The following is a 21,512-nucleotide window of genomic DNA, read 5'->3' as shown; positions in this document are numbered from 1 at the left end:
GAGATGTACGCGATTCATCATCGTGACGCCTATATTGATGTACAAGCCGGCACAAGACCGGGAAATCCGTTGAAGATGAATGAAGACGCGCTTGTCTTCAATCCTTCCGATGATGTCTATGGCGTTATTGACGGAGTATCCGCCTTGGCTTCCTATCAGAGCGATCTGGGATTTACCGGAGGCTACCTCGCAGCCCAACTGCTCGCGGAAGTGCTGCAGACCGGGAGTCCGGATTTGAATTTGAAGGAGACGGTTCTCAAGGCTAACGCGCAGTTGAATAAACGGATGCGGGAAGCCTGCATCGGTTTGTCGGACAAATGGGCATTGTGGGGGGCTGTCTTTGCCGTCATCAAAATCCACGATAGCGAAATTGAATTCGTACAAAGCGGAGACTGCATGCTGCTGGCTAAATACCGGGATGGCGGCGTGCGGGCCTTTACCCGCAATCAAGTGGCCGCATTCGACCGGATCACGCTGGATGCCAAACGGCAGCTGGCGGAATCCGGTAGGCTGACGGATGAGGAAATCGTTCAGCAGCTGCAGCCGCTGTTCAAGAAGAACCGGAATAAAGCCAATACTCCGGACGGCTACTCCGTCATGAATGGAGATCCGGCACTTGCAGATTGTATGGAGTCGGGCCGTTTTCCCAAGGGCGACATACATAAAATCTATGCTGTTTCCGATGGCATGTTCCATTTTATCGAAAATGACGATGATCCGGACAAGTGGCAGAAATTTGCAGTACAGCTGGAGGAACAAGGGATTGAATCCTTTATGGACCAGCTTACCCTGCAGGAAGAGTTTGATGTCTTATGCTTGAAATATCCGCGGCATAAGATATCGGACGATAAATCCGCAGTTGTTCTGGAGCTTTTGTAAATAATTGTTTGAATTTAGAAACCGGGAATGATTGTGATATGATGGTCTTGAAAAGGACCCTTACATATAGAGGAGAATCAATCCTATGGCTTTGGAAATTGAGCGAAAGTTTCTGCTTCATGAGTATCCGCAAGCTCTTATCAAGAGCGGGGAGCTTGCCGTACGATCCCGAAGGCGGATCGAGCAGACCTATCTGGCGATTGAGGACACGCAGGAGCTGAGGGTCAGAAGAATTACCGATCTGGTCACCGGTGACGTTGAATATACGCAAACGTTCAAGCGGGGGCATGGGATTAGCCGCGAGGAGATTGAATATTCCATATCGGAGGGCCTGTATGAGCAGCTCACCCAAGCCTTTCTAGCGGTTCCGCTAACGAAAGAGCGGACAACGGCCGACTTGGGATCGAATGTTATCGAAATCGACGAGTATGATCAGCTGGAGCTGCTGGTGGTAGAAGTCGAATTCGACTCCATCGAAGAAGCGCTGCAGTTTGAGGCTCCGGATTGGTTCGGCGAAGATATCAGCCAGAGCAAACGCTACAGCAATAAAACCGTGTGGCGGGAGCTGCAGCAGCAGGCCGCACTGAATAATTAAGCGCATATTGGCATAAAGAAACCCTGTTATGGATCCCTCATCCATAACAGGGTTTCTTGCTGTTCATGCATTATCGCACCCACCAATACCGGCAGTACAAAAAATCAAATACAGCGTAGGACCGCGCTCCTGATAATCATCAGAGGAACGGTCGTCTTTTCTCTGAGCTGGCTCTAGGAATCTATCGCTTGGCGTTCAATCTATTTCGTGATTATTTCCTCATATTGACTATAATAGGAAATACAACGGCCGGAGGTGAACCCCTTGTTTAAAGTGATGATCGCGGACGACGAGTCCTGGATCCGCAAAGGTTTAAAAGCCATGATCGAGTGGGAGCGCTTGAATCTGGAATGCGACAGCGAGGCGGTCGACGGACTGGAAGCGCTTCAAATGGCAGAGGAGCGCATGCCCGATATTCTGATTACGGACATCCGGATGCCGGGGATCGACGGGCTGCGCCTGGCGGAGAAAATGCTCAGAATCGCTCCCCGCCTCAAGGTAATTATCGTAAGCGGGTATAGCGATTTCCAATATGCCAAACGAGCCATCCAGCTGGATGCGATTGATTATATTCTGAAGCCGATCAACCCTGCGGAGCTTAACAAGACGATCGAGAAGGCAGCCGCGAAGCTGAGCTTAGAAATGCAGGAGAAAACGGCAAGCGGCCATTTAGCGGTCGTCCTCGAGAGACTTGCAGGGGATATCTGCCGCTGCGGCGACCTGCCCTCTGCCCGGAAGTTCTGCGAAGCGCTGAAGCTGCAGGGCATTGAGCCGGGAGAAGCGGCGGCGCTGTTGATCCATTATGACGAGGATCAATATGACGTACAGGCGATAACGGGTCTGTTAGAACGGGCCGCAGCTGCCTGGGGCACGGCCGGCAGGCGTCTTATTATATGGGAACGGAGTCCCCAGCGGCTGAGCGCAGTCGTTCTTGGCGAGAATGGAACGGCTGTCCACAAGTATGCCAAAAACATCTGGTGGGCGCTCAAAAAGCAAAACGTCTCCGGCATTTGGGGCGCTCTCGGCCATCATGTCCCGCTCTCGGATATGCAGTTGATCAGCCGCTCCTATCAAGAGGCGCTTAGCGTATCGGAGAGGCATGCCTTCAGCAAGCCGGAGGATATTATCCCGTATTCGCGGGAGGAGGAAGAGCAGCTCTCCTACAAATATCCGCTGCATCTTCAGAAGAAGCTGAACGAGGCTTTGATCCGGGATGACACGGACGCCTATGAGGGCATTATCGCCGACATCGAAGGGTACTACCTGCACACGGAAGGGGCTTCCCTCAAGCATGCGCGCAGTTTTTTCCTGTCCGTTGTGTCGGATGCCGTCAAGCTTATGCTGACCAAGCCTTCATTCGATGAGAATATCGTCAAGGCCGGCTTCGACTTCTGCCTGGGGATAGACAGCTATGACGATTTGCCCGGGATGACCGGATGGCTCAGAGGCTTCCTGGGGAAAATCAGCGATTTCATGGCTGGCTCCTCCCAGGGCGATGTCCACCGGAGCGTCCTGCTTGCAGCCGAGTACATCCGGGAGCATTTTGCGGAAGAGATCAGCCTGAATTCCGTGTCAACACAATTCCATGTGACCTCCAGTTATTTCAGCAGCATGTTCAAAGAAATTATCGGGGAGAATTTCATCGAGTACCTTACCGGTGCCAGGATGGAGAAAGCGAAGGAATATTTGACGGATTCCGGCATGAAGATCGCTGAGGTCGGCGAGAGGGTCGGTTATGCGGACAGCCGTTATTTCAGCAGGCTGTTCAGGAAGCACACGGGACAGATGCCGTCTGAGTACCGGCAGAGCCCTCCGGCTTCACCGGCAGACGGACAGCACGAAGCATGATACGGCTGCCCGCGTTCCGCAGGAGCATCCAGACCAAGATGCTGCTCAGCTTTATGACGGTCAGCCTCATTCCTCTTGCGCTGCTGGGCTGGTTCTCATACAGCTGGTATGCCGATCTGGTGGAGAACCGGACAGCGGAATATAACGCCAAATTGATGCAGACGGTCACGGCGGATATGGACCAGCTGCTTATTCAGATTGAGCAGTACTCGTATACGGCCTATCAGGATAATTTTCAGGAGCTCTGGAAAGCAAGCCGGACCGCGGATAATTTTGGCAGGATCCGCAATCAGCTGGAGATGAATGCCCTGTTTCTGAGGCAGGAGGAATTTTATAATTTTCGCGGAATCATCCAATCGGTCACGCTGCTGAATGAACAGGGCTACGTATTCTATCAGAACAAGGAAACGGTAGATCCCACCTATCCTTTCGGCAATGAGCCATGGTTCTTGGAAATGCGCGGCGGACGCAGCAGCGATAAGCTGATCGGTCCGTATTTAACGCAGGCATGGCTGCCCGAGAGTCTTGTCCCGGAGGAGAAGGACGTCGAGGACTTTCATTTGACCTATATAAGAAAGGTTTCGGATCTACAAAGGCCGCAGGAGGCTCTCGGGTACATCATGCTCCACTTCAGCCTGAAGGAAGTGCAAAAATTTCTTGAGCCGCTTATGCTCGACTCCTCAGGCTCCATGATCATCGCGGACGGGGAGGGAAAAATCGTTTACGATACCGACTCCCGGCAGATCGGACGTCCGATATCCGCCGCGCTTAGCGTTTCGGATGACAATAAGGAGGGTTATATGGTCGTGCCGGAGAACGGCAAGAAATATCTGGTTACCGCTTCCTCGCTCAAAATGGTCGATTGGAACGTCTACTGCAAGAATGACCTCGCCATTCTGCTGTCGGACAGCCGCAGGATGCGGGATATCACGCTGCTGTTCGTGCTGGCAAGCTTCGGTCTGGCTGTAGTCGTCTCGCAGTTTCTGTCCGTCGGCCTGGTCACGCCCATTAAGCGCCTGAAGAACGCCATGCTGAAAGTAAGCCAGGGCTATCTGAGCGTACAGACAAGCAGGCTGTCCCAGGACGAGATCGGGGAGCTCGGACGGTACTTCAATGAGATGATCAGCCGGATCAAATATTTGATCGAGCAGGTGTATCAGGCGGAGCTGCATGAGCGGGAAGCGAAGCTGAACGCGCTGCAGGCGCAGATCAATCCTCATTTTCTGTACAATACGCTGGAGACCATCAACAGTATTGCCGCCGTAGAAGGCGTGCCCAAGGTGAGCGAAATCGCCAGGGCTTTGTCGGATATGTTCCGCTACAGCACGAAGGCCGGGGGTATTAAGGTTGACGTGGCTGAAGAGATCAGGCATATAAGGAATTATCTGGATATTGTGTCGATCCGTTTTGAGGATAAACTTTCATTCCGGCTGGATATTCCCGAGCAGCTGCTTGCCTATAAAATGATCAAGCTGGTATTTCAGCCGATTATGGAGAATGCCGTATTTCACGGCATCGAAGTGAAGCGGGGCAAGGGCGAGCTCATCATCGGGGCGCGCAAAGAAGGGGAGGATCTCGTCTTCTCCATACGGGACGACGGGGTAGGCATGACAACCGGACAGCTTGCCGCTCTGAACAAACGTCTGGCTGACCATTCCAGTCTGGACCAGTCCGACCACGCTTCCGGCAAAGTAGGAATCAAGAATGTGCATGACCGGATCCGGTTTTATTACGGGGACCATTACGGAATTACGCTCAGCAGCGTAGAGGGAAGCGGAACGGAGGTCATCGTCCGCATCCCCGCAGTCTCAGAGTAAAAAAGTACACCCAAGCGCATAAATCTGTCGCATTGCCCGGGAATCCCGGCCCCTTCTATAATAAACTCAGAAGAGTTTGGATATAGAAGGGACTGGCACCCATGAATGAATTCGCTTACAGCAAGCCTCGCGGGAAAGGGTTATTCCACCGGATATGGAAACACAGAACCGCTTATATCTTCCTCATACCCGCTTTACTGCTGCTTTCCTCGATTAAGTATTATCCCTTCTTCACAGCCATATTTGAATCCCTGTTCGAATGGAACGGAGTTAATATCAATAAATTCATCGGCTTCGGAAACTATGCCGAACTGCTCAGGGACGAGAAAATAAGGGTCGCCTTCGCGAATGTATTCAAAATTTCGATCGCCACCATCCTGGTTAATCTGACGATTCCGATGATCGTCGCCCTGCTTGTGTTTCGCGTGAAGCACGCTGCCCTGCAGAATTTCCTCAAAATCGGCTTCATCGTGCCGCTTGTCGTCCCGATGATGGTGCTCGTCCTGCTGTGGAGGTGGATGTATTCCGGCGATTTTGGAATGATCAATCAGCTGCTGGATACCGTGGGACTCGAAAGCCTGAAGCATTCCTGGCTGGGAGATCCCTCAACCGCGCTCTGGGCCATCGTATTTGTTGGGTTCCCCTGGGTTGCCGGGCTGCCTTTCCTTCTTTACCTGGCAGGTCTGCAGGGGATATCGGAGGATCTGTTCGAAGTCTCCCGGATCGAGGGGGCAAGCCCGATCAAGAGGTTCTTCTCTATCGAGCTTCCGCTCATGGCCAGTCAGATCCGGCTTGTGCTCATGTATTCGCTCATTCAGGCCTTCCAGGTATTCGAAGCTCCTTACATCCTGACGAACGGGGGGCCGGGGATCTCCACCATCACGCCATCCCTGCATATCTATGACCAGGCCTTCAACTACGGCCGGTTCGGCTATGCTTCGAGCATAGGGGTGCTGCTGTTCGCGGTGCTGCTTATTCTGACCTTCGTCATTCAGAAGCTTATCAAAAATACAGAAAAAATCGATTAGAGGGTGCAGCATGAAAAAAGGAAGCTTGGGAATCAACCTGACCGCCGTTGCCATTCTCGTTCTGTCTCTATATCCGTTCTTCGTGATGCTGGTCTCGGCATTCAAGCATCAGATGCAAATTTACGAGAATCCCTGGTTTTTCTCGATGCCGCTGCATATGGATAATTTCTCGAGCGCGTTTGAGCAAATTTCGCGTCCGATCGTTAACTCGGTCATCATCACGCTCATCGGCATCGTCGTTACGCTGACCGCGTCATCGACGGCTGCCTATGCATTTGCCAAATTTTCATTCCCGTTCAAAAATTTCTTCTATACCTTCATCGTGATGCTGCTGATGATTCCGGGCTTCGTTATCCTGGTTCCGCAGTTTATCAATATCAAGAATCTGGGCATGTACAATACGCTGATCGGCCAGGCGCTTCCGCCGGCAGCGAGCTATACGGCGATGGGGGTCCTGCTGATGCGCACCTTCTTCGAGGGTCTGTCCAAAAGCCTGTACGAGGCTGCTGAAATGGAAGGAGCCAGGGATGTCCGGATATTCACGCAAATCGTCATCCCGCTCTCCAAGCCCATTCTCGCAACCGTTGCCATTATGTCGGGTCTGCAGATCTGGAACAACTTTGTATGGTCCCTGGTTGTGACCTCGGGCGACAGCGTCAAGCCGGTTATTCTGGCGATTACCACAATTGCGGGAGGCGTAAATCAAGGCGACGGAGTGAAGCTGGCCGGTTATATCATCGCATCGCTGCCGCTCCTGATCCTGTTCTTCGCGGCCACGAAGCCGTTCGTGTCCGGTCTTACCCAGGGAGCCGTGAAAGGTTAGCCAAATAACCCTGCCCGAGAGGTCAACCTCCGGGAAAGGCTTATATATAATCACCATCCAAATTGAATCATGATCATCAGGAGGGGTATTGCAGGATGCATAAAAAACTAAAGTCGGGTCTTCTGGCGGTGAGCCTCATCATCGCGCTAACCGCATTATCGGCATGCGGAGGGAACAATGCCAACGTGAATTCTTCTGAAGCTTCGACAGCCGGGGAAGCAAAGAACACGGGCGGCGAAGCAGCCAAAATCACCGTGGCCTATTGGGGCGCCGAATTCGCCACCGCGCAGAAGGTCGAAGAGACGTACAAAGAAATATTCGACGAATACAAAGCGAAAACGGGCACAGAGGTGGAATTCACCTTCATTCCGGACAACAACTACAGAACGTGGATGGTTACGCAGCAGGCTGCCAACAGCATGCCGGAGGTGGTCCTGACCCGGATGGCATGGGTCTGGGAAGACTTTGCCAAGCAGCAGGTTCTGGATTTGACGCCTTATATGGACAAGGAATCGCCGTACAATCCGGGGAAGCCATGGAAAGAAACGTTCCTCCCGTCCTTTTACAAAGACAGCATCAACCCGGCTAACGGGATCATCAACTCCGCTCCGGCGTTTACTGCCATGATCCGGATCCTGTATAACAAGGAACTGTTCGAGCAGGCGGGAATTGCCAAAGCTCCGGAAACCTGGACAGAATTCATTGACGCATGCAAAAAGCTCCAGGAAGCGGGCATTACTCCGATGGCGATGTCGGGACAATCCAACAGCCATATGAGCTGGTTCTTAACCTCAATATTCGGTCAGCTTGATGAGCAGCTCCGCAAAAAAATGGACACGGACGGAGACAACCAGGTTATCAAAAACGAACTGGCGCGCGCTACGGACGAAGGCCTGGTCGACTATACGAAATATCCGTTCAAGGACGGACTTGAGCTGTTCAAGGACTTCTCGCAGTACTGGAATACGGATTTTAACGGCATCGACGAGAAAACGGCCCAGCAGCTTTGGCTGACAGGCAAAGCCGCTATGCTTCCGCTGAATTCCGCCGATCTGTCGCTTGTGGAAGATATGGAAGGCCGGAATTTCGAATATGGCGGCATGCCGATTCCGGTTATCACGAAGGAGCAGTTCCCGGAAGCGATGGGCAAATCCGTTATGCTGGGCGGAGCCGCGAACGAATCGTGGGCAATCTCCAGCAGCGCCAAGGACGAGAAGCTGGACGCAGCCGCAGATCTGATCATGTACCTGACATCGCCGGAAATTCAGGGCAAGCTTGGAGAAACCTTGAGCTACCTGCCGACGATCAACAATGCCAATCTGCCTGAGAAGCTGCAGGGCTTCGTGATGCAGAATGAAGACATCCGCAGGGCGAATTACACCGGACCTGCCACAATCAAGGAATTTTCCGATTTCCTGGTGAAATCGCTGCAGCTTTATCTGGGCGGTTCGGTAGATGTTGCCAAGCTGACGACGGAACTGAATATGGAGTGGAAAAAAGGCATGGACAACGCGAAGACGACAAATGATTGGACGAAAGAGAACGATTACGGCATGAAAAAGGCCGAATAGCGCAGGAGCGCAAGGCGGGAGCGGATCTAATGAAACAACCCAATATTCTGCTGATCATGTGCGATCAGCTGCGTGCGGATGCCATCGGCGCGCTCGGGGACGGCATTGTGAAGACCCCAAATATGGACCGGCTGGTTGCACGCGGACTTACCTACGACAAAGCCTATTCCACCTGTCCGGTCTGTGTGCCCGCGCGGTATACGATCCAGACGGGAAGGGAGCCTTACCATACCGGGTATTACGATAACGGCGGTCTGCATCTTTCGGACCGCCAGCCCCGGGGCCCCGAGGAGCGCTGCGGGGATTACTTGCCGCGCACGATGAAAGCCATGGGCTACAGGACGTTTGGTGTCGGCAAGTTTCATACGGATCCATGGAATGAAGATCTGGGGTATGAGGTTCAGCTGCGAACCGAAGAGCTGATGGACACCGAGGATCAGCTGCGGGGAGACGACTACGCCAGATTTATCGCCGAGCAGCATCCGGAGTACAGTCATATCGAGCAGCTGCACGGCGAAAGGACCGAAATGTACTACATGCCCCAGACCAGTCCGCTTCCGGCTGAGCTGACGGTGGAGGCTTGGGTAGCGGACCGGGCGGTTGAGCTATTGCAGGCAGAAGCGGACGAACGGCCCTATTTCGGGTACGTTTCGTTCATCGGCCCGCATCCGCCGCTCGCTCCTCCCGTTCCGTTCAATCGCATGTACAATCCCGACGCGATGCCAAGTCCTATCCGCGGGGATCTGGAGACGGATTTCATGGACGAGCAGCTCAGCTGGATGAATCATCTTATCTGGGCGGAGAATATCGACGATCCGCGCGCCAGGGCGCTGAAGGCGCGTTATTACGGGGAGATTACCTACATCGATCAATGTCTGGGCAGGATCCTCGATGCTGTAGAGAGCAGACCCGATGCGGATGAAACGCTTATTTGCTTTTACAGCGACCATGGCGACCATATGGGCGACCATCATGCCTGGCAGAAGGAAAGCTTCTTCGAAGCGTCGGCCCGCGTGCCGTTCATGGTCAGTTGGCCGGCGCGGCTGCCGAAGGGGGAACGAAGAGATGAGCTCGTCTGCCTTACGGACCTGTTCTCCATCGTCACGCATGCGGGCGGGGACCTTCAGACGAGGGACGGGGTCGATGTGCTGGGAAGCGTAACCGGCAAGGCGGCTCCCCGGGAATTGCTGTTCGGCTGGTACGGCAAGCCGGGAACCCCGAACTTTAAAGTCATGGTCAGGGATCAGGATTATAAGTACATCTACATGTCGAACGGCGGACGTGAGCAGCTGTTCCATCTCACGGAAGACCCCAACGAGCTGAACCAGCTGGCGGATCTGTATCCTGAGATAACGGCAAGGCTCAGACTGGCGGCTGTCGATGAAATAAGCAGGCATGAACCGCTTGCCGGGGCGCTCACGTTCGGCGGCTTAAGGAGCTTCCCCTTTAAGGAAAGGCCTCTTGCAAGAATCAGGCAGTTTAATCTGGCAATAGGCGTGAAAGATTTTACGGTCAATTAAGGCAAAAGCAGGCAGCAAAAGGCGCCACCAAGTCGGATTCTGGCTTGGCGGACGCCTTTTTTCTATTCATGTAACAGGGCTTCCCGCCTGATCTCGCTTGGTGTCATGCCGGTCTGCCGTTTGATCATCCGGGTGAAATGGTAGACCGTCTTGAATCCGGCCTGCCCGGATACCTCGCTGATCGACAGACCCGTGCTGCGCAGCAGGCCCAGTCCCTGCTGCAGCCTGTAGCGCCACAGGTACTGAATCGGCGTTACCCCTTCGTCCCGGCGAAACAGCCGGATCAGATGCTCCGGCGACAGGCCTGCGGCGCGGGCGAGGTCATTCAAGCTCAGATTATCTGCGTATCGGATGCGGATTTCATCCTTCGTCACCAATACCGAGGGATGCTTCCGGACATTGGCGCTAATGCGCCTATGCTCCTCCAGGAAGAGCTGCATGGCGGCCCATCCCAGCGTGCGGATCACGTCCGCCTCCGGAGCGGAGCCGCTGCGCTGCAGGGCGAGCATCAGCTCCGCCAGCCGGTTCATTTCATCGGACAGCGGCAGGGCTAACGGCAGCGCGTTGAAGCCGTCCAGCAGGGAAGGAGGCAGACCGTCAGGACTGACGTTGATCCATAGATGCAGGGTATTCCGATGGGTATCGAATTGAAAAGCTTCATGGTGGTTCGGCTTCAGCAAGGCGGTGTGGCCTGCAGGTACCGCATAAGGACGGCCATCGATCGACACGGTCATGGAGCCGGTAATCACCAGCACCAGCTGGAGATCCTGCTGCACGCGCGGGCCGAAGGTGCCGCCGGGCGCGTAGGTGACAGAACCCGCAGCAGCACGGCGGACGTCAAACCATGAAGCGGTCGGCATTTCATCGTGGCTCAATAACGCTCATCCTATTCAAGAGAATATTTTTTCTTCAAATCCTCCCGCTCAATTTTGGAATCATGGCGGATATAATGGCAGACATAGGAACGCCGCCAGCGCTTAGAGCGGTTGCGGGTCGACGAATGGATCAGCAGGCTGTCGAAGAACAGGATATCCCCTTTATCCAGCACGACGGCAGCCTCCCGGCTCAGGTCAACGCCTTCGACCTCGTCCGTCCAGGCCTCGTGCTCCTCCAGATTCTTCACCTTGCCATGCGGAAGAATGCCGATCTTGTGCGAGCCGGGGATGACGTAGAGGCAGCCGTTCTCCTCGTCCGTGTATTCCATCGCCACCCAAGCGGCCGTGAGCGAATTGGGTTCGTTGCGGATATAGTAATAATCCTGATGGGCGGCCTGACCGGGCGCTCCGGGCTCCTTGTAGAAATACATGCTCTGAACGCCGGCCGCCTCATCCCCGAGAAGCTGGGCAAGAGCGCCGCGGATAACAGGAAGCTTCATCATCTGCTTGGCGAAACCATCGTGCAGATGAGGATTAAAGAGACGCAGGGAAAAACGGTCCTTGTCTTCCACAACATCCTGTCCCCTCCTGGGCTTTGCCCATTCCGGCATATCCTCAGACAGGCGGATGCTCCGGATATGAGCATTGAAGGCGTCGATCAAATCGTCGCTGGCGCTTTTGCGCAGGATGAGATAGCCGTTATCCTTATAAAATTGAAGCTGTTCCCGGGTAAGCGGGGTCAAGCGGTCAGTCGATGTGGACATATTCATGCAGGCACACTCCCTTATATCGGATTAGTCTTGCCTCTTTACGATACCTGCAAATCCGTCTTGTGGAAATGGTTGCAACCGGCATGTTTTTGTCTGAAATTGATATGGGCTGGCGCATGCTTTGGATGCGCTCCATCAAGTTCAGATTTTGTTCAGAATGTACCTGTATGATAGTTTTGAACATCTGAACCGATGTACCTATAAAACATTCTGTTTCGTCATCTTTTTCTATTCTTTTTGAAAATGGATTGTCGAAGTAGTTGTTTTTTTGTGAGTTTATAAGAAAAAGTTCAGATGATTTAGAATAAAATGATTCTGTAAGACTAGGTTTAAAGAACTATGTCTATCAGAATCGACATGGAGGGATTGCATGAGGAGGCGGAGGTAGCGAGGCTGCTTCTGGTAGAGAAGGTTTCACTGTTTGATGTCATATATTCAATTAAAGTCAACCGAGAGGAGAAAACAAATTTTGAGAAAGAGAACAACGAGCAAACGTATAGTCTCGCTTGTAATGGCCTTGTTTCTGCTGCTGGGAGCGGTCACGCCTTCATTTGCGGCGGAGGGAGGAGTACCTGAGGTTTCCGGCGGTGCTACTTATTTTACCGACACTGACAATTGGGGTGGACTGGATTCCGAAGGCAGCGATAATGCCGTCGACGCGGATCTTGATTTTCCTTCTAAAATTGGAAATGGCGATGCCAAATATCCCATTGAATTCAAGATTGAAGATGTTGATCAGCTTCCGGCAAAAAGCGCCTATCTGTTAATTCGTGCTCTTGATGTGGACGAGTATGATGGTAACAGCGGTACGGGGGAATGGGATCGTGCCTATTTATCTTCCGATCCCGGGGAAATTGTTCTTGGAACCCCGTACACCGATTGGAACCAAAGTCCGAACAGCAGCTTGAAAGGTCAAAATGCGACTTATAAAAGAGAGTTCAATCAGAATGCTTATGTGGGAGCTCTTTCCGGTAACAACGATAAGTGGAATACAACAGTGCTGAAAATTGATCCCGACGATTTTGGTAAGATTCAAACGGGAGATAACTTTGTTGGCATTTCCACCCATCACTATCTTTGGGCAGAAACTACTTTCTCATCGTGGATCGTTAATGTTGACTGGGGCCAGCTTGTAATTGACGGCGGATCCCGCACTACCGGGGAAATAACAAGTGCAATTGTCAAGGTTGAAAATGGCAAGATCACTGTCGACCCGGAATTTTTGCCGAAGAATAACGGCGATTTTGCAATGGAAATCAACGTTATTGAAGAAGTAACAAATGGTGGAGATACCGTTGAGCAGAATCTTGTAACGGGGCAGGAATTTTTCCCGGATGCAGAGCAAGGTCAACCTGAATCCCCCAACCAGCCTATTGCGCTTTCAAATCCAAATATTGATCCAAGTAAAGAATATACCGTAAATATTATTTTGTTCGATAACAGGGATGACGAAAGCTTCGACCCCGGCAAGGCGGAGCATATTTACTCGCTGTCGACCTTTGATCCAATGGTGTCGAACATAGCGAAATCCGGCAGCCAGTATGAGCCGACTGCATTTGCCAAAGAGGAATTCAAAAGCAAATTCTCCAAAATTAATGGCGCCACAGACAACGATCTGGAAAAGGTGAAAATCGTTACGCTGCCGGACCCGGGACTTGGCGTCCTCAAGCTTGGAGCAGCGACTGTCACCGAGGGAATGGATATCGACTATGACCAATTGGACGAGCTGCAGTTTATCCCCAATTCGAATGGCAGCTTCGATGAGCCGGTCACATTCAAATGGAATGGGTATGACCCTGATCAAGGGAAATACGCCCAATTCGACGCTGATGTTACCATCACGCCTAATCTGGCGCCAACGGTTGATAATACGGTAATACCGGTCAACAAGGGTACTGAAGAAATTCCTTTGGGTGAAAATATTTCAGATGCTTATGCCGATCCTACTGTTCCTGACGAACCTCTGGAACAAGTGAAGATCGTCCATGTGCCGACGTCCGGCAAATTGGTATATCTTCCTGATGGAGATACAGAAGAAAAGGTTGTCACAGACGGAGATATTATTTCTGCAGACGAGCTGGAATCTCTGAAATTCATTCCGGACGAAGGCCAATCCGGAACGGTAACCTTCGAATGGAATGGATCGGATGGAACGCAGTACGCGCAGACACCTGCGACGGTCACCATCAAAATCAACACGCCGCCGGTCGTTAATGCAGTAGCTGAAACGGGACTTGAAGGGCAAAATGTTGCCATTGCGAAGAACGATTTGGGTTATGTGGACAATGACGGCGATGTATTGACCAAAATCCGTATAACAGGTCCAAGCAGTGACAAGGGAACGCTGAAGTATAATACGGTCACTGATGCAACGTATATCGACATTCCGGTTAATAATGAAATTGATTTCAATGAATTGAACAATCTGATTTTTATTCCGGATCCGGGATTGACTATTGATGAGCTGGTTACTTTTGAGTGGGAAGGGTATGACGGCAAGCAATATTCCGAAGCACCTGCCGCAATTGTCATTACTTATGACGGTATCCCGATCGCCAAACCGCAAACAGTAAATGTGGAAGAAGGCACGCTGTCCATTCCGATTGAGCTGATCGGGGAAGATGCGGAAAATTCGCCTTTGACTTATAGTATTACGGTTGATCCGGACAAAGGCGGACTGCAGCAGATAGATTCCGGACATTGGATCTATACGCCGAATGAAGGCTTTAAATGGGGAGAAGACGCATTCTCATTTACAGTAACGGACGATACTTATCATCAGGTAAGCTCCCCTGCCGAAGTCACCATCAAGATTCACCGGGCTCTTGACGGTTGGGTTGGCTTCAAGGGGCTGGGGGACCCGAACGTCGTTAAGGCGATTCCCGGGGAGCCGCTTCTGCTGTCAGCGGTAAGCTCGCTGCTGGCTGATTCGGTAACAGCGATTGTGAATGGACAGCCCGTTGAGCTGACACTCGCGAACCCCGAAACGTACCTTCTGGATGGTTTTAAGTCATGGATGGATAACAATTTCGTTCTCCCGTCCGAGACGGCAACCGGCGTATACACGGTAGCCTTCGAGGCGAGAAAATCCGATGATTCCCTGCTGCCGGCCGAGCCGGAGAACAAGCTGGCCGACAATAAGTTCGAGGTTGTCGGAGTGGATCTTGCGCTAACCGCAAACCCGGATAAAATCGTGGGAGACGGCAAGTCGACTACCGAGCTGACCGCTGTGCTTAAGGATGCAGACGGCAATCCGCTTTCCGGCGTTGAGGTGGAATTCAACGCACCAATCGGAGAGTTTGTCGGATCCAATAAAGCCGTTACGGATGAGCAGGGTAAAGCTGTCGTAACCTACAAGTCGGCCAAAATTACCGGCATCGACGAGCAGCAGATTCCGGTTACGGCTACAGTCTATGATCCAGAAAAGGGCTTGAGCGGCCAAGAAAAAATTATGGTGACCTTCCAGCCCGCTACGATCAAAGGGGTCATCACCAAAGGCGATACGAACGAGCCTGTTCCCGGCGCCAGTGTGAGAGTGACGCTTGATCTGAACGGAGACGGCAAGATCGAAGCCGGCGTCGACTTTGACGGAACGGTCGTAACCGACGCCAACGGCGCTTATTCGATTCCTGTTCCCAAGGGCGATGCGGAATACGATCTGGAGGTTACGCAAACCGTGATTGTCGGCGGTGTTGAGACGCCGGTAACCTTTAATCAGAAAGCTCATGTCGGTACGGTTACCGGCAGTGAGGATGAGAGCTTCGATTCCGAGAAGACCGTAACCGGTATCGTTTTGTTCCAGAAGCCGGATGGCAAAACCAGCCTGATCAGCGATGAAATGCTGGGCAAAACGAAAGTATATCTTAAGGATGCCGCCGGAAATTACGTTTCCGAGAATGGCGTTCCCAAAGCATTCGAGCTGCAAGCCCAAGGTCTGTTTAATGCAGATGGGTTGGCGGTAGGCGACTACACGCTGGAAGTCAGCTACGAGCTTGCTCCAGGCCAGGAAATCATTATCAGCCGCGGCACTGTAGGCGTTAAGGCCAACGGCGAAATGAACATTACCGAGGAACTGGTCGATCCGTACGGTACGATCACGGATGCGGTGACAGGAGCCAAGATTGAAGGTGCAAAAGTCGTTCTGCATTTTGCGGACACGCAGCGCAACAAAGACAAGGGCAGAACGCCGAATGGCGAGGTTACACTGCCTCTCCTTGTGGGCTTCGATCCGAACGACAACGCGAGCCCGGAACAGCTCAGCGATGAGCATGGCTTCTATGCGTACATGGTATTCCCGGAGACGGATTATTATCTGACCGTTACAAAAGACGGCTACGACAGCTATACAAGCCCAACAATCTCGGTTGAACGGGATATCGTGAAGCATGATCTGCAATTGGCTCCGGTTACCCCAGGGCCTGGGCCTGTCTACATTCCGCCGGCCGCACCTGATGTAACGCTGAATTTTTCCGTGGACAAGAACCTTGTGGAAGCAGGCGGCCAATCGACGATTACAGTCGATTACAAAAATCAATCCACAGCCCAACTGGCTGCGGGAGAAATTAAAGTAACGCTTCCCGAGGGCGTGGAAATTATTGATGCAAGTGGCGGCAAAGTAGAAGGCAGCACGATTACTTGGCCGGTTAAGGAGCTTGCGGCAGGAGGAACGGGAAGCTTCAAGATCGTTGTGAAATGGCCTCAGCTGGATGCGAAGGACGCGTCATTCGACGTATCGGGCGAGTTTACTGTGAACAATAATTCAGCCGCTCCTGTAAAGGCGCAATCGGCTGTGAAAATTCAAGTATTCTCCATTGAAAAGCTGGAGCATCAGCGTTACATTCTGGGCTACCCGGATGGGCTGTTCAAACCGAACCGCTCGCTTACACGTGCGGAGCTTGCGGCGATCGTTGCCCGTCTGACGGAAAACAATCAGCTGGAGGATACGCTCAGCTTTACCGATGTGCCGGCCGATTACTGGGCGGCAAACTATATTAAAATTGCAACGAAGCACGGCTACTTCAGCGGTTTCGAAGACGGCACATTCCGTCCGGACGCTGCTGTAACAAGAGGGGAACTGGCATCGGTTATGGTGCGCTTCCTCAAGCTTGATGTAAGCAAGCCTGGGGAATTGCATTTCAACGATGTTATTGGCCACTGGGCGGCGTCTGCGATCGAAGAATTGTATCGCAGCAATTTCGTCGCTGGTTATCCGGATGGATCGTTCAAGCCCCGCAACAGCATTATCCGTTCCGAAGCGGTTACCTTGATTAACCGCATGCTGTATCGCGGACCTTTGAACGGCCTGGGTGCCATGTTCCCGGATGTACCGGAGAGCCATTGGGCGTTCGGAGATGTGCAGGAAGCGACAGTATCTCATGAATCCGTCCGGAATTCAGACGGAAGCGAAACCTGGGAGAAAAACATCGCGGATGATGTTGAATAAGTAAAAGAAAGACCACCAAAAACCAACCTCCCTCTTGAAGGGCGGTTGGTTTTTGCCGTTTCCCGCAATGTTTGGTCCGGTTTATAGACCTGGATTAAGAACCTGCACGTGAAGCGCTGTGTCCATACGAAAAGGCCCTGGTCGGCGGACTGATCAGGGCCTTTTCAAGCATTTACCATATTGCAGTTTCTGCGGGATCCCACCCTACTGGAAACCTCCGGGATCTTCCCTATTTGCCGGATTCAACAGCAACAGCTTCTAACCCGCCCGCTGTGTGGCCGCCCGGGACGAAACGCCGTAGAAGGCGCGCATTAGGAATAACCGCGTCAGCTTCAATTAATGCCGCGGCAGGCAGCATTCCGTCATCGCCCCCGGTCACTCGCTAAAATACCGCCCGGCCTGGAGATTGTTGACGAATTCCTGCAGCCATGTGTAATAGCTGAGCCCATGCCGAAGCTTGTGCAGATCCTTCAGGCACAGCTGACGCTCCTCCTCCGGCGTATCCATCGCCAGAATCAGCTCCGTCAGATCCGGAAGAACCCCGTTGATCGCCTCCGTCATCACATCCACTTCGCGCTGCAGCTTGGTCGTAAAGAAGTTCTGGAACGCGAGGAAGAAATCAGTCTCCGCAAGATACAAATCTTTGCGGTCCTCTTTCTCATCCAGCTTGGTAACCATTTTGGAGGCCATCAGCGAACGGACCGCATAGCTCATATTGCTTTTGCTCATATTCATATGGGTCTTCATCTCTTCGAGTGTCATGGGCTTGTCCTCGAAATACATAATGCCATACAGCTCGCCGAATGAATGGGTAGCGCCATACAAATCCATGGTATCCGCTATCGCATCAATGACCTTGCGGCGAAGCTCCCCGCGCTGCAGCGGCGAGCGCTCTTCCCCATCCGAAGCCGTTTGTTTCATAAGTTCACCTGCAATCGCATTGAATTCATCATGGTTCTCCTTGTATCATTATACGTTTTAAGCACAGGAATGAACATGCGGCATTTATCCTTTTTTACATGATCTTAAATTCTATTTTACACTAAGAAAACCAAACTCTACACTTTTAACTGTACAATAAATTTTGAACGAACCCACTTGATTATGCGGAGTGAGGGGGAAAAACGAGAAAGTTACTTGTTAATGTTAAAAATATATTGAACGATTAGGAGGGGCAGATTTGAAACAATCGAAACTTGCCGCAGACGGAAAGGCACTGCTCTTCACCCTGCCGGCGATGGTTCCGCTCACGGTTTTCTGGCTCGGTCCGCTTGTGTACGCCTTCTACCTGAGCTTCACCGAGTGGGACTTCATGAGCCCGGACAAGCTGTTCGTCGGCCTTGATAATTACACGGAGCTGATCAGCAATCCGCTCTTCTACAAGGCGCTAGGGGTAACGCTGCTGTTCTGTGCCGGAAGCGTGGTGCCGACCCTGATCGGCGGACTTGCCTTTGCGATGCTGCTGAATAGCAAGCTGCGGTTCTCGGGTCTGTACCGGGCGCTTATCTTCTCCCCGTGGGTGACGCCGACTGTCGCGGTCTCCATAGTATGGTCGTGGATTTTCGAGCCGGAGGTCGGTCTTGCCAACAATGTGCTGCGGGTATTCGGCTCGGATGGCATCGGCTGGCTGAATGATCCCGATTGGGCGCTCGCCGGCATCCTGATCGTTACGATCTGGAAAGCTGTCGGCTGGGCGATGGTCTTCTATCTCGTGGCGCTGCGCAATGTTCCGCCGGATCTGCTGGAGGCGGCCGGGATTGACGGAGCGGGAAGCTGGCGCAGATTCATCCATGTTACGGTGCCGCTCATCTCTCCCACTACCTTCTTCCTGTCGATTGTTCTGATTATCCAGTCCGTGCAGGCCTACGATCAGATTAATGTCATGACGCAGGGCGGACCTTCCGGATCCACGCGGACCTTATTGTACATGTATTATCAATCGGCGTTCGAATCCTACAATATTGGCGAAGCGTCCTCTGTAGCGGTGGTGCTTGTCATCGGCTGCGTGCTGCTCTCGCTGGCTTCGTTCACAGTCAGCCGGCGAAGCGTGCATTACCATTAATAATCAAGGGAGAAGGAGAGAGCACACCCATGACTGAGAGAAAAACAATGCCTGCCCTCACAAGGCATCTGCTGCTGGTGCTGGTCGGCGCCGTAATGGCCTTTCCTTTCTACTGGATGGTTACGAGCGGTCTCAAGACCAATGACGAGATCTGGCAGTTCCCGCCAACCTTCTGGCCGGATGCCCCCAAATGGGGCAATTTCCTGGAGGCCTGGGAGGCGGCGCCCTTCTGGCGTTATATGACCAACAGCATCGGCGTGGCCTGTGCGATCGCATTCATTCAGGTGATCAATTCCGGCATGATGGCCTACGCGCTGACCCATATGAAATTCCGGCTGAAGGGTCTCTTGACCGCCGTGATCCTGCTTGGTTATATGGTGCCGAGCACCGCCGTATATCTGCCCAGCTACATCGTGCTGGCCAAGCTGAATCTGCTTGATTCCTACGCAGGCATGATTTTGTCCAACTGCGTCAGCGTGTTCTCGATCTTTCTGATCAGACAGGCTTTCCTGCAGGTATCCCATGAGATCGTAGAGGCCGGGCAAATCGACGGGGCAGGGCATTCGCGCATATTGTGGACCCTTCTTATTCCGCTTGTGCGTTCCTCGTTTGCGGTACTGGTGCTCATCACGTTCATTGAGCAGTACAACAATTATTTCTGGCCCATGCTCATCACCAAGAATCCGGATCTGCAGCTGGTATCGGCGGGTCTGCGCAGCTTCTTCGTGGAGGGGGGTGCTTATGGCTTGAAATGGCCGCTGATTATGGCAGCCAGCTCATTCACGATTGCGCCGTTACTGCTGCTGTTTCTGCTGACGCAGAAGACGATTATGCAAAGTGTGAATTTATCCGCGGGAGTCAACAAGGGTTAACAAAACGAATGGAGTGGGGGAAATGAACATGATAGTATTCAAAAAGGGTCTGCTGTTCACGATGGTAATGAGCTTTATCCTGCTTGCGGCATGCGGTACCGGTGGGGAAAAAACGAATAATACGGCCAATACAGCGGCCGGGAATGAGGCAGAGACAGCGGTGAACACCGAGCCTGCAGCGCCGGAGGAACCGGAAGTCAAGGAGCCGGTTACCATCGAGTTCTGGTACGGGCTGGGCGGCAAGCTGGGCGAACATATGAAGACGCTCATCGACGAGTTCAACGCGTCCCAGCAGGAAGTCATTGTGAAGGGAATCGTCCAGGCCGATTACGCGGAGACCGAGCAGAAGCTTCAGGCTGCCATCGCCGCAGGCAAGGTGCCGGCCGCCGTTCTGGCTTCCAATGTAGATTGGGCGCGCAAAGGTTATTTTGCCCCGATGGACGATATGATCGCCCAGTATCCGGATTATAACAAAGAGGATTTCGTGCAGACCTTCCTGACGCAGGGACAGGTGGACGGCAAGCAGTATTTCATTCCGATGTACGGCACAACCCAGGTCATGTACTACCGCAAGGATATGTTCGAGAAGGCGGGCATTAAGCCCGAGGAAGTCAAGACCTGGGAAGACCTTGCAGCCGCAGCCGCGAAAATGACGCAAAAGGCGGATGGCAAAACAACCGTATACGGCTGGGAGCCGATGTGGGGCTACGAGAATATGCTTGATGCCGTATTAAGCAAGGGCGGACGCATTCTCAGCGAGGACGGCAAGACGGTTATGATCGATTCCCCGGAATGGGTGGATACCTGGTCATTGTTCGGCAAGTGGATTCATGAGGACGGCATTATGAGCATTCACTCCGGCGGACAAGGCTGGGAATATTGGTACAAGACGATCGACGATGTGATGAAAAGCCAGGCGGCCGGCTATACCGGTTCAAGCGGCGACCAGGGCGATCTCGACTTTGCGCAGCTTGGGGCAATGGAGCAGCCGGGCTGGGCGGGCGTTGGCGAAGGCAAGCCTGTAGCGAATGCGATTATGGCAGGCATTCCGGCAAAAGCAAGCCCGGAAGAGCAGCAGGCGGCGTTCAAATGGTTCGCGTTCTTCAACAATGCCAAAAACACGGCATTCTGGTCGATGAACACCGGCTACATCGCCGTCCGTCAATCTGCGCTTAACGATCCCGATTTTGTGGCCTACAGCGAGCAGAATCCGCAAAGCAAAATCCCGCTGATGCAGGCGTCGCATGGCTCCGCTCCTTTCCAGGATCCAACGGGAGGCAAAATCAACGATGCGCTGAAGATTGCGGCCGACAAGGTGCAGATCGAGAATGTACCGGCGGAGAAGGCGCTTAAGGAAGCGAAGGAAACCGCGCAGAAAGCGCTGGATAATTTGAAATAGGAGTGACTTG

At 52.7% G+C, this 21,512-nt stretch carries 15 protein-coding genes; 12 read left to right on the top strand and 3 right to left on the bottom strand.

All coding sequences use genetic code 11. The features are described 5' to 3' along the window. Nucleotides 1-3 precede the first annotated feature (3 nt). From ACFOLF_RS13760 to ACFOLF_RS13725, 8 genes are all read left to right on the top strand, one after another. Entirely contained in the window at nucleotides 4-879 is an 876-nt protein-coding gene (locus tag ACFOLF_RS13760; RefSeq protein ID WP_210044689.1) for a protein phosphatase 2C domain-containing protein, read from the top strand. An 85-nt stretch (nucleotides 880-964) separates the two neighbouring features. Then, entirely contained in the window at nucleotides 965-1,474 is a 510-nt protein-coding gene (locus ACFOLF_RS13755; protein ID WP_210044688.1) for a CYTH domain-containing protein, read from the top strand. Between the two features lie 273 nt (nucleotides 1,475-1,747). Continuing rightward, the gene (locus ACFOLF_RS13750) at nucleotides 1,748-3,322 is read left to right on the top strand and encodes a response regulator (RefSeq protein WP_379114677.1); all 1,575 of its coding nucleotides are present in this window, start codon (nucleotides 1,748-1,750) and stop codon (nucleotides 3,320-3,322) included. Next, nucleotides 3,319-5,139, top strand: coding sequence for a cache domain-containing sensor histidine kinase (locus ACFOLF_RS13745; protein WP_210044686.1), 1,821 nt, complete (start codon nucleotides 3,319-3,321; stop codon nucleotides 5,137-5,139). Before ACFOLF_RS13750 ends, ACFOLF_RS13745 begins: the two co-directional genes overlap by 4 nt. Nucleotides 5,140-5,240: 101 nt before the next feature. Further along, nucleotides 5,241-6,167: a carbohydrate ABC transporter permease gene (locus ACFOLF_RS13740; RefSeq protein ID WP_210044685.1), complete on the top strand. Its 927-nt coding sequence runs from the start codon at nucleotides 5,241-5,243 to the stop codon at nucleotides 6,165-6,167. 10 nt (nucleotides 6,168-6,177) lie between these two features. Next, nucleotides 6,178-6,990 (top strand): carbohydrate ABC transporter permease, encoded by an 813-nt coding sequence (locus tag ACFOLF_RS13735; protein WP_210044684.1) that lies wholly within the window; start codon nucleotides 6,178-6,180, stop codon nucleotides 6,988-6,990. A gap of 95 nt (nucleotides 6,991-7,085) precedes the next feature. Then, nucleotides 7,086-8,561 (top strand): ABC transporter substrate-binding protein, encoded by a 1,476-nt coding sequence (locus ACFOLF_RS13730; RefSeq protein ID WP_210044683.1) that lies wholly within the window; start codon nucleotides 7,086-7,088, stop codon nucleotides 8,559-8,561. A gap of 29 nt (nucleotides 8,562-8,590) precedes the next feature. Beyond that, nucleotides 8,591-10,081: a sulfatase family protein gene (locus ACFOLF_RS13725; RefSeq protein ID WP_210044682.1), complete on the top strand. Its 1,491-nt coding sequence runs from the start codon at nucleotides 8,591-8,593 to the stop codon at nucleotides 10,079-10,081. Nucleotides 10,082-10,143: 62 nt separating this feature from the next. Here the strand turns inward: ACFOLF_RS13725 and ACFOLF_RS13720 are convergent, their stop codons facing one another. Next, complete coding sequence (locus ACFOLF_RS13720) at nucleotides 10,144-10,956, bottom strand: AraC family transcriptional regulator (RefSeq protein ID WP_210044681.1); 813 nt, start codon at nucleotides 10,954-10,956, stop codon at nucleotides 10,144-10,146. 11 nt (nucleotides 10,957-10,967) lie between these two features. Further along, nucleotides 10,968-11,726 carry a phytanoyl-CoA dioxygenase family protein gene (locus ACFOLF_RS13715; RefSeq protein WP_210044680.1) on the bottom strand — a complete coding sequence of 253 codons (759 nt, stop codon included), beginning with the start codon at nucleotides 11,724-11,726 and terminating at the stop codon, nucleotides 10,968-10,970. A gap of 469 nt (nucleotides 11,727-12,195) precedes the next feature. Between ACFOLF_RS13715 and ACFOLF_RS13710 the strand changes: the two genes are divergently transcribed. Continuing rightward, nucleotides 12,196-17,169 (top strand): S-layer homology domain-containing protein, encoded by a 4,974-nt coding sequence (locus ACFOLF_RS13710; protein WP_210044679.1) that lies wholly within the window; start codon nucleotides 12,196-12,198, stop codon nucleotides 17,167-17,169. Nucleotides 17,170-17,544: 375 nt separating this feature from the next. On the opposite strand, the gene ACFOLF_RS13705 is transcribed toward ACFOLF_RS13710, so the two are convergent. Next, nucleotides 17,545-18,090 carry a GbsR/MarR family transcriptional regulator gene (locus ACFOLF_RS13705; protein ID WP_210044678.1) on the bottom strand — a complete coding sequence of 182 codons (546 nt, stop codon included), beginning with the start codon at nucleotides 18,088-18,090 and terminating at the stop codon, nucleotides 17,545-17,547. A gap of 316 nt (nucleotides 18,091-18,406) precedes the next feature. Between ACFOLF_RS13705 and ACFOLF_RS13700 the strand changes: the two genes are divergently transcribed. From ACFOLF_RS13700 to ACFOLF_RS13690, 3 genes are read left to right on the top strand one after another with little or no spacing between them, the layout of a single operon-like run. After that, nucleotides 18,407-19,231, top strand: a complete 825-nt coding sequence (locus tag ACFOLF_RS13700; RefSeq protein ID WP_210044775.1) for a carbohydrate ABC transporter permease — start codon at nucleotides 18,407-18,409, stop codon at nucleotides 19,229-19,231. A 29-nt stretch (nucleotides 19,232-19,260) separates the two neighbouring features. After that, the gene (locus tag ACFOLF_RS13695) at nucleotides 19,261-20,103 is read left to right on the top strand and encodes a carbohydrate ABC transporter permease (protein WP_210044677.1); all 843 of its coding nucleotides are present in this window, start codon (nucleotides 19,261-19,263) and stop codon (nucleotides 20,101-20,103) included. A 28-nt stretch (nucleotides 20,104-20,131) separates the two neighbouring features. Further along, nucleotides 20,132-21,502 carry an ABC transporter substrate-binding protein gene (locus ACFOLF_RS13690; RefSeq protein WP_210044676.1) on the top strand — a complete coding sequence of 457 codons (1,371 nt, stop codon included), beginning with the start codon at nucleotides 20,132-20,134 and terminating at the stop codon, nucleotides 21,500-21,502. The last annotated feature ends 10 nt before the right edge of the window (nucleotides 21,503-21,512 follow it).

The sequence above is a fragment of the Paenibacillus sepulcri genome (assembly GCF_042647105.1).
Taxonomy (GTDB): Bacteria; Bacillota; Bacilli; order Paenibacillales; family Paenibacillaceae; genus Paenibacillus_Z; species Paenibacillus_Z sepulcri.
This window is presented reverse-complemented; position numbering and strand designations above follow the sequence as displayed.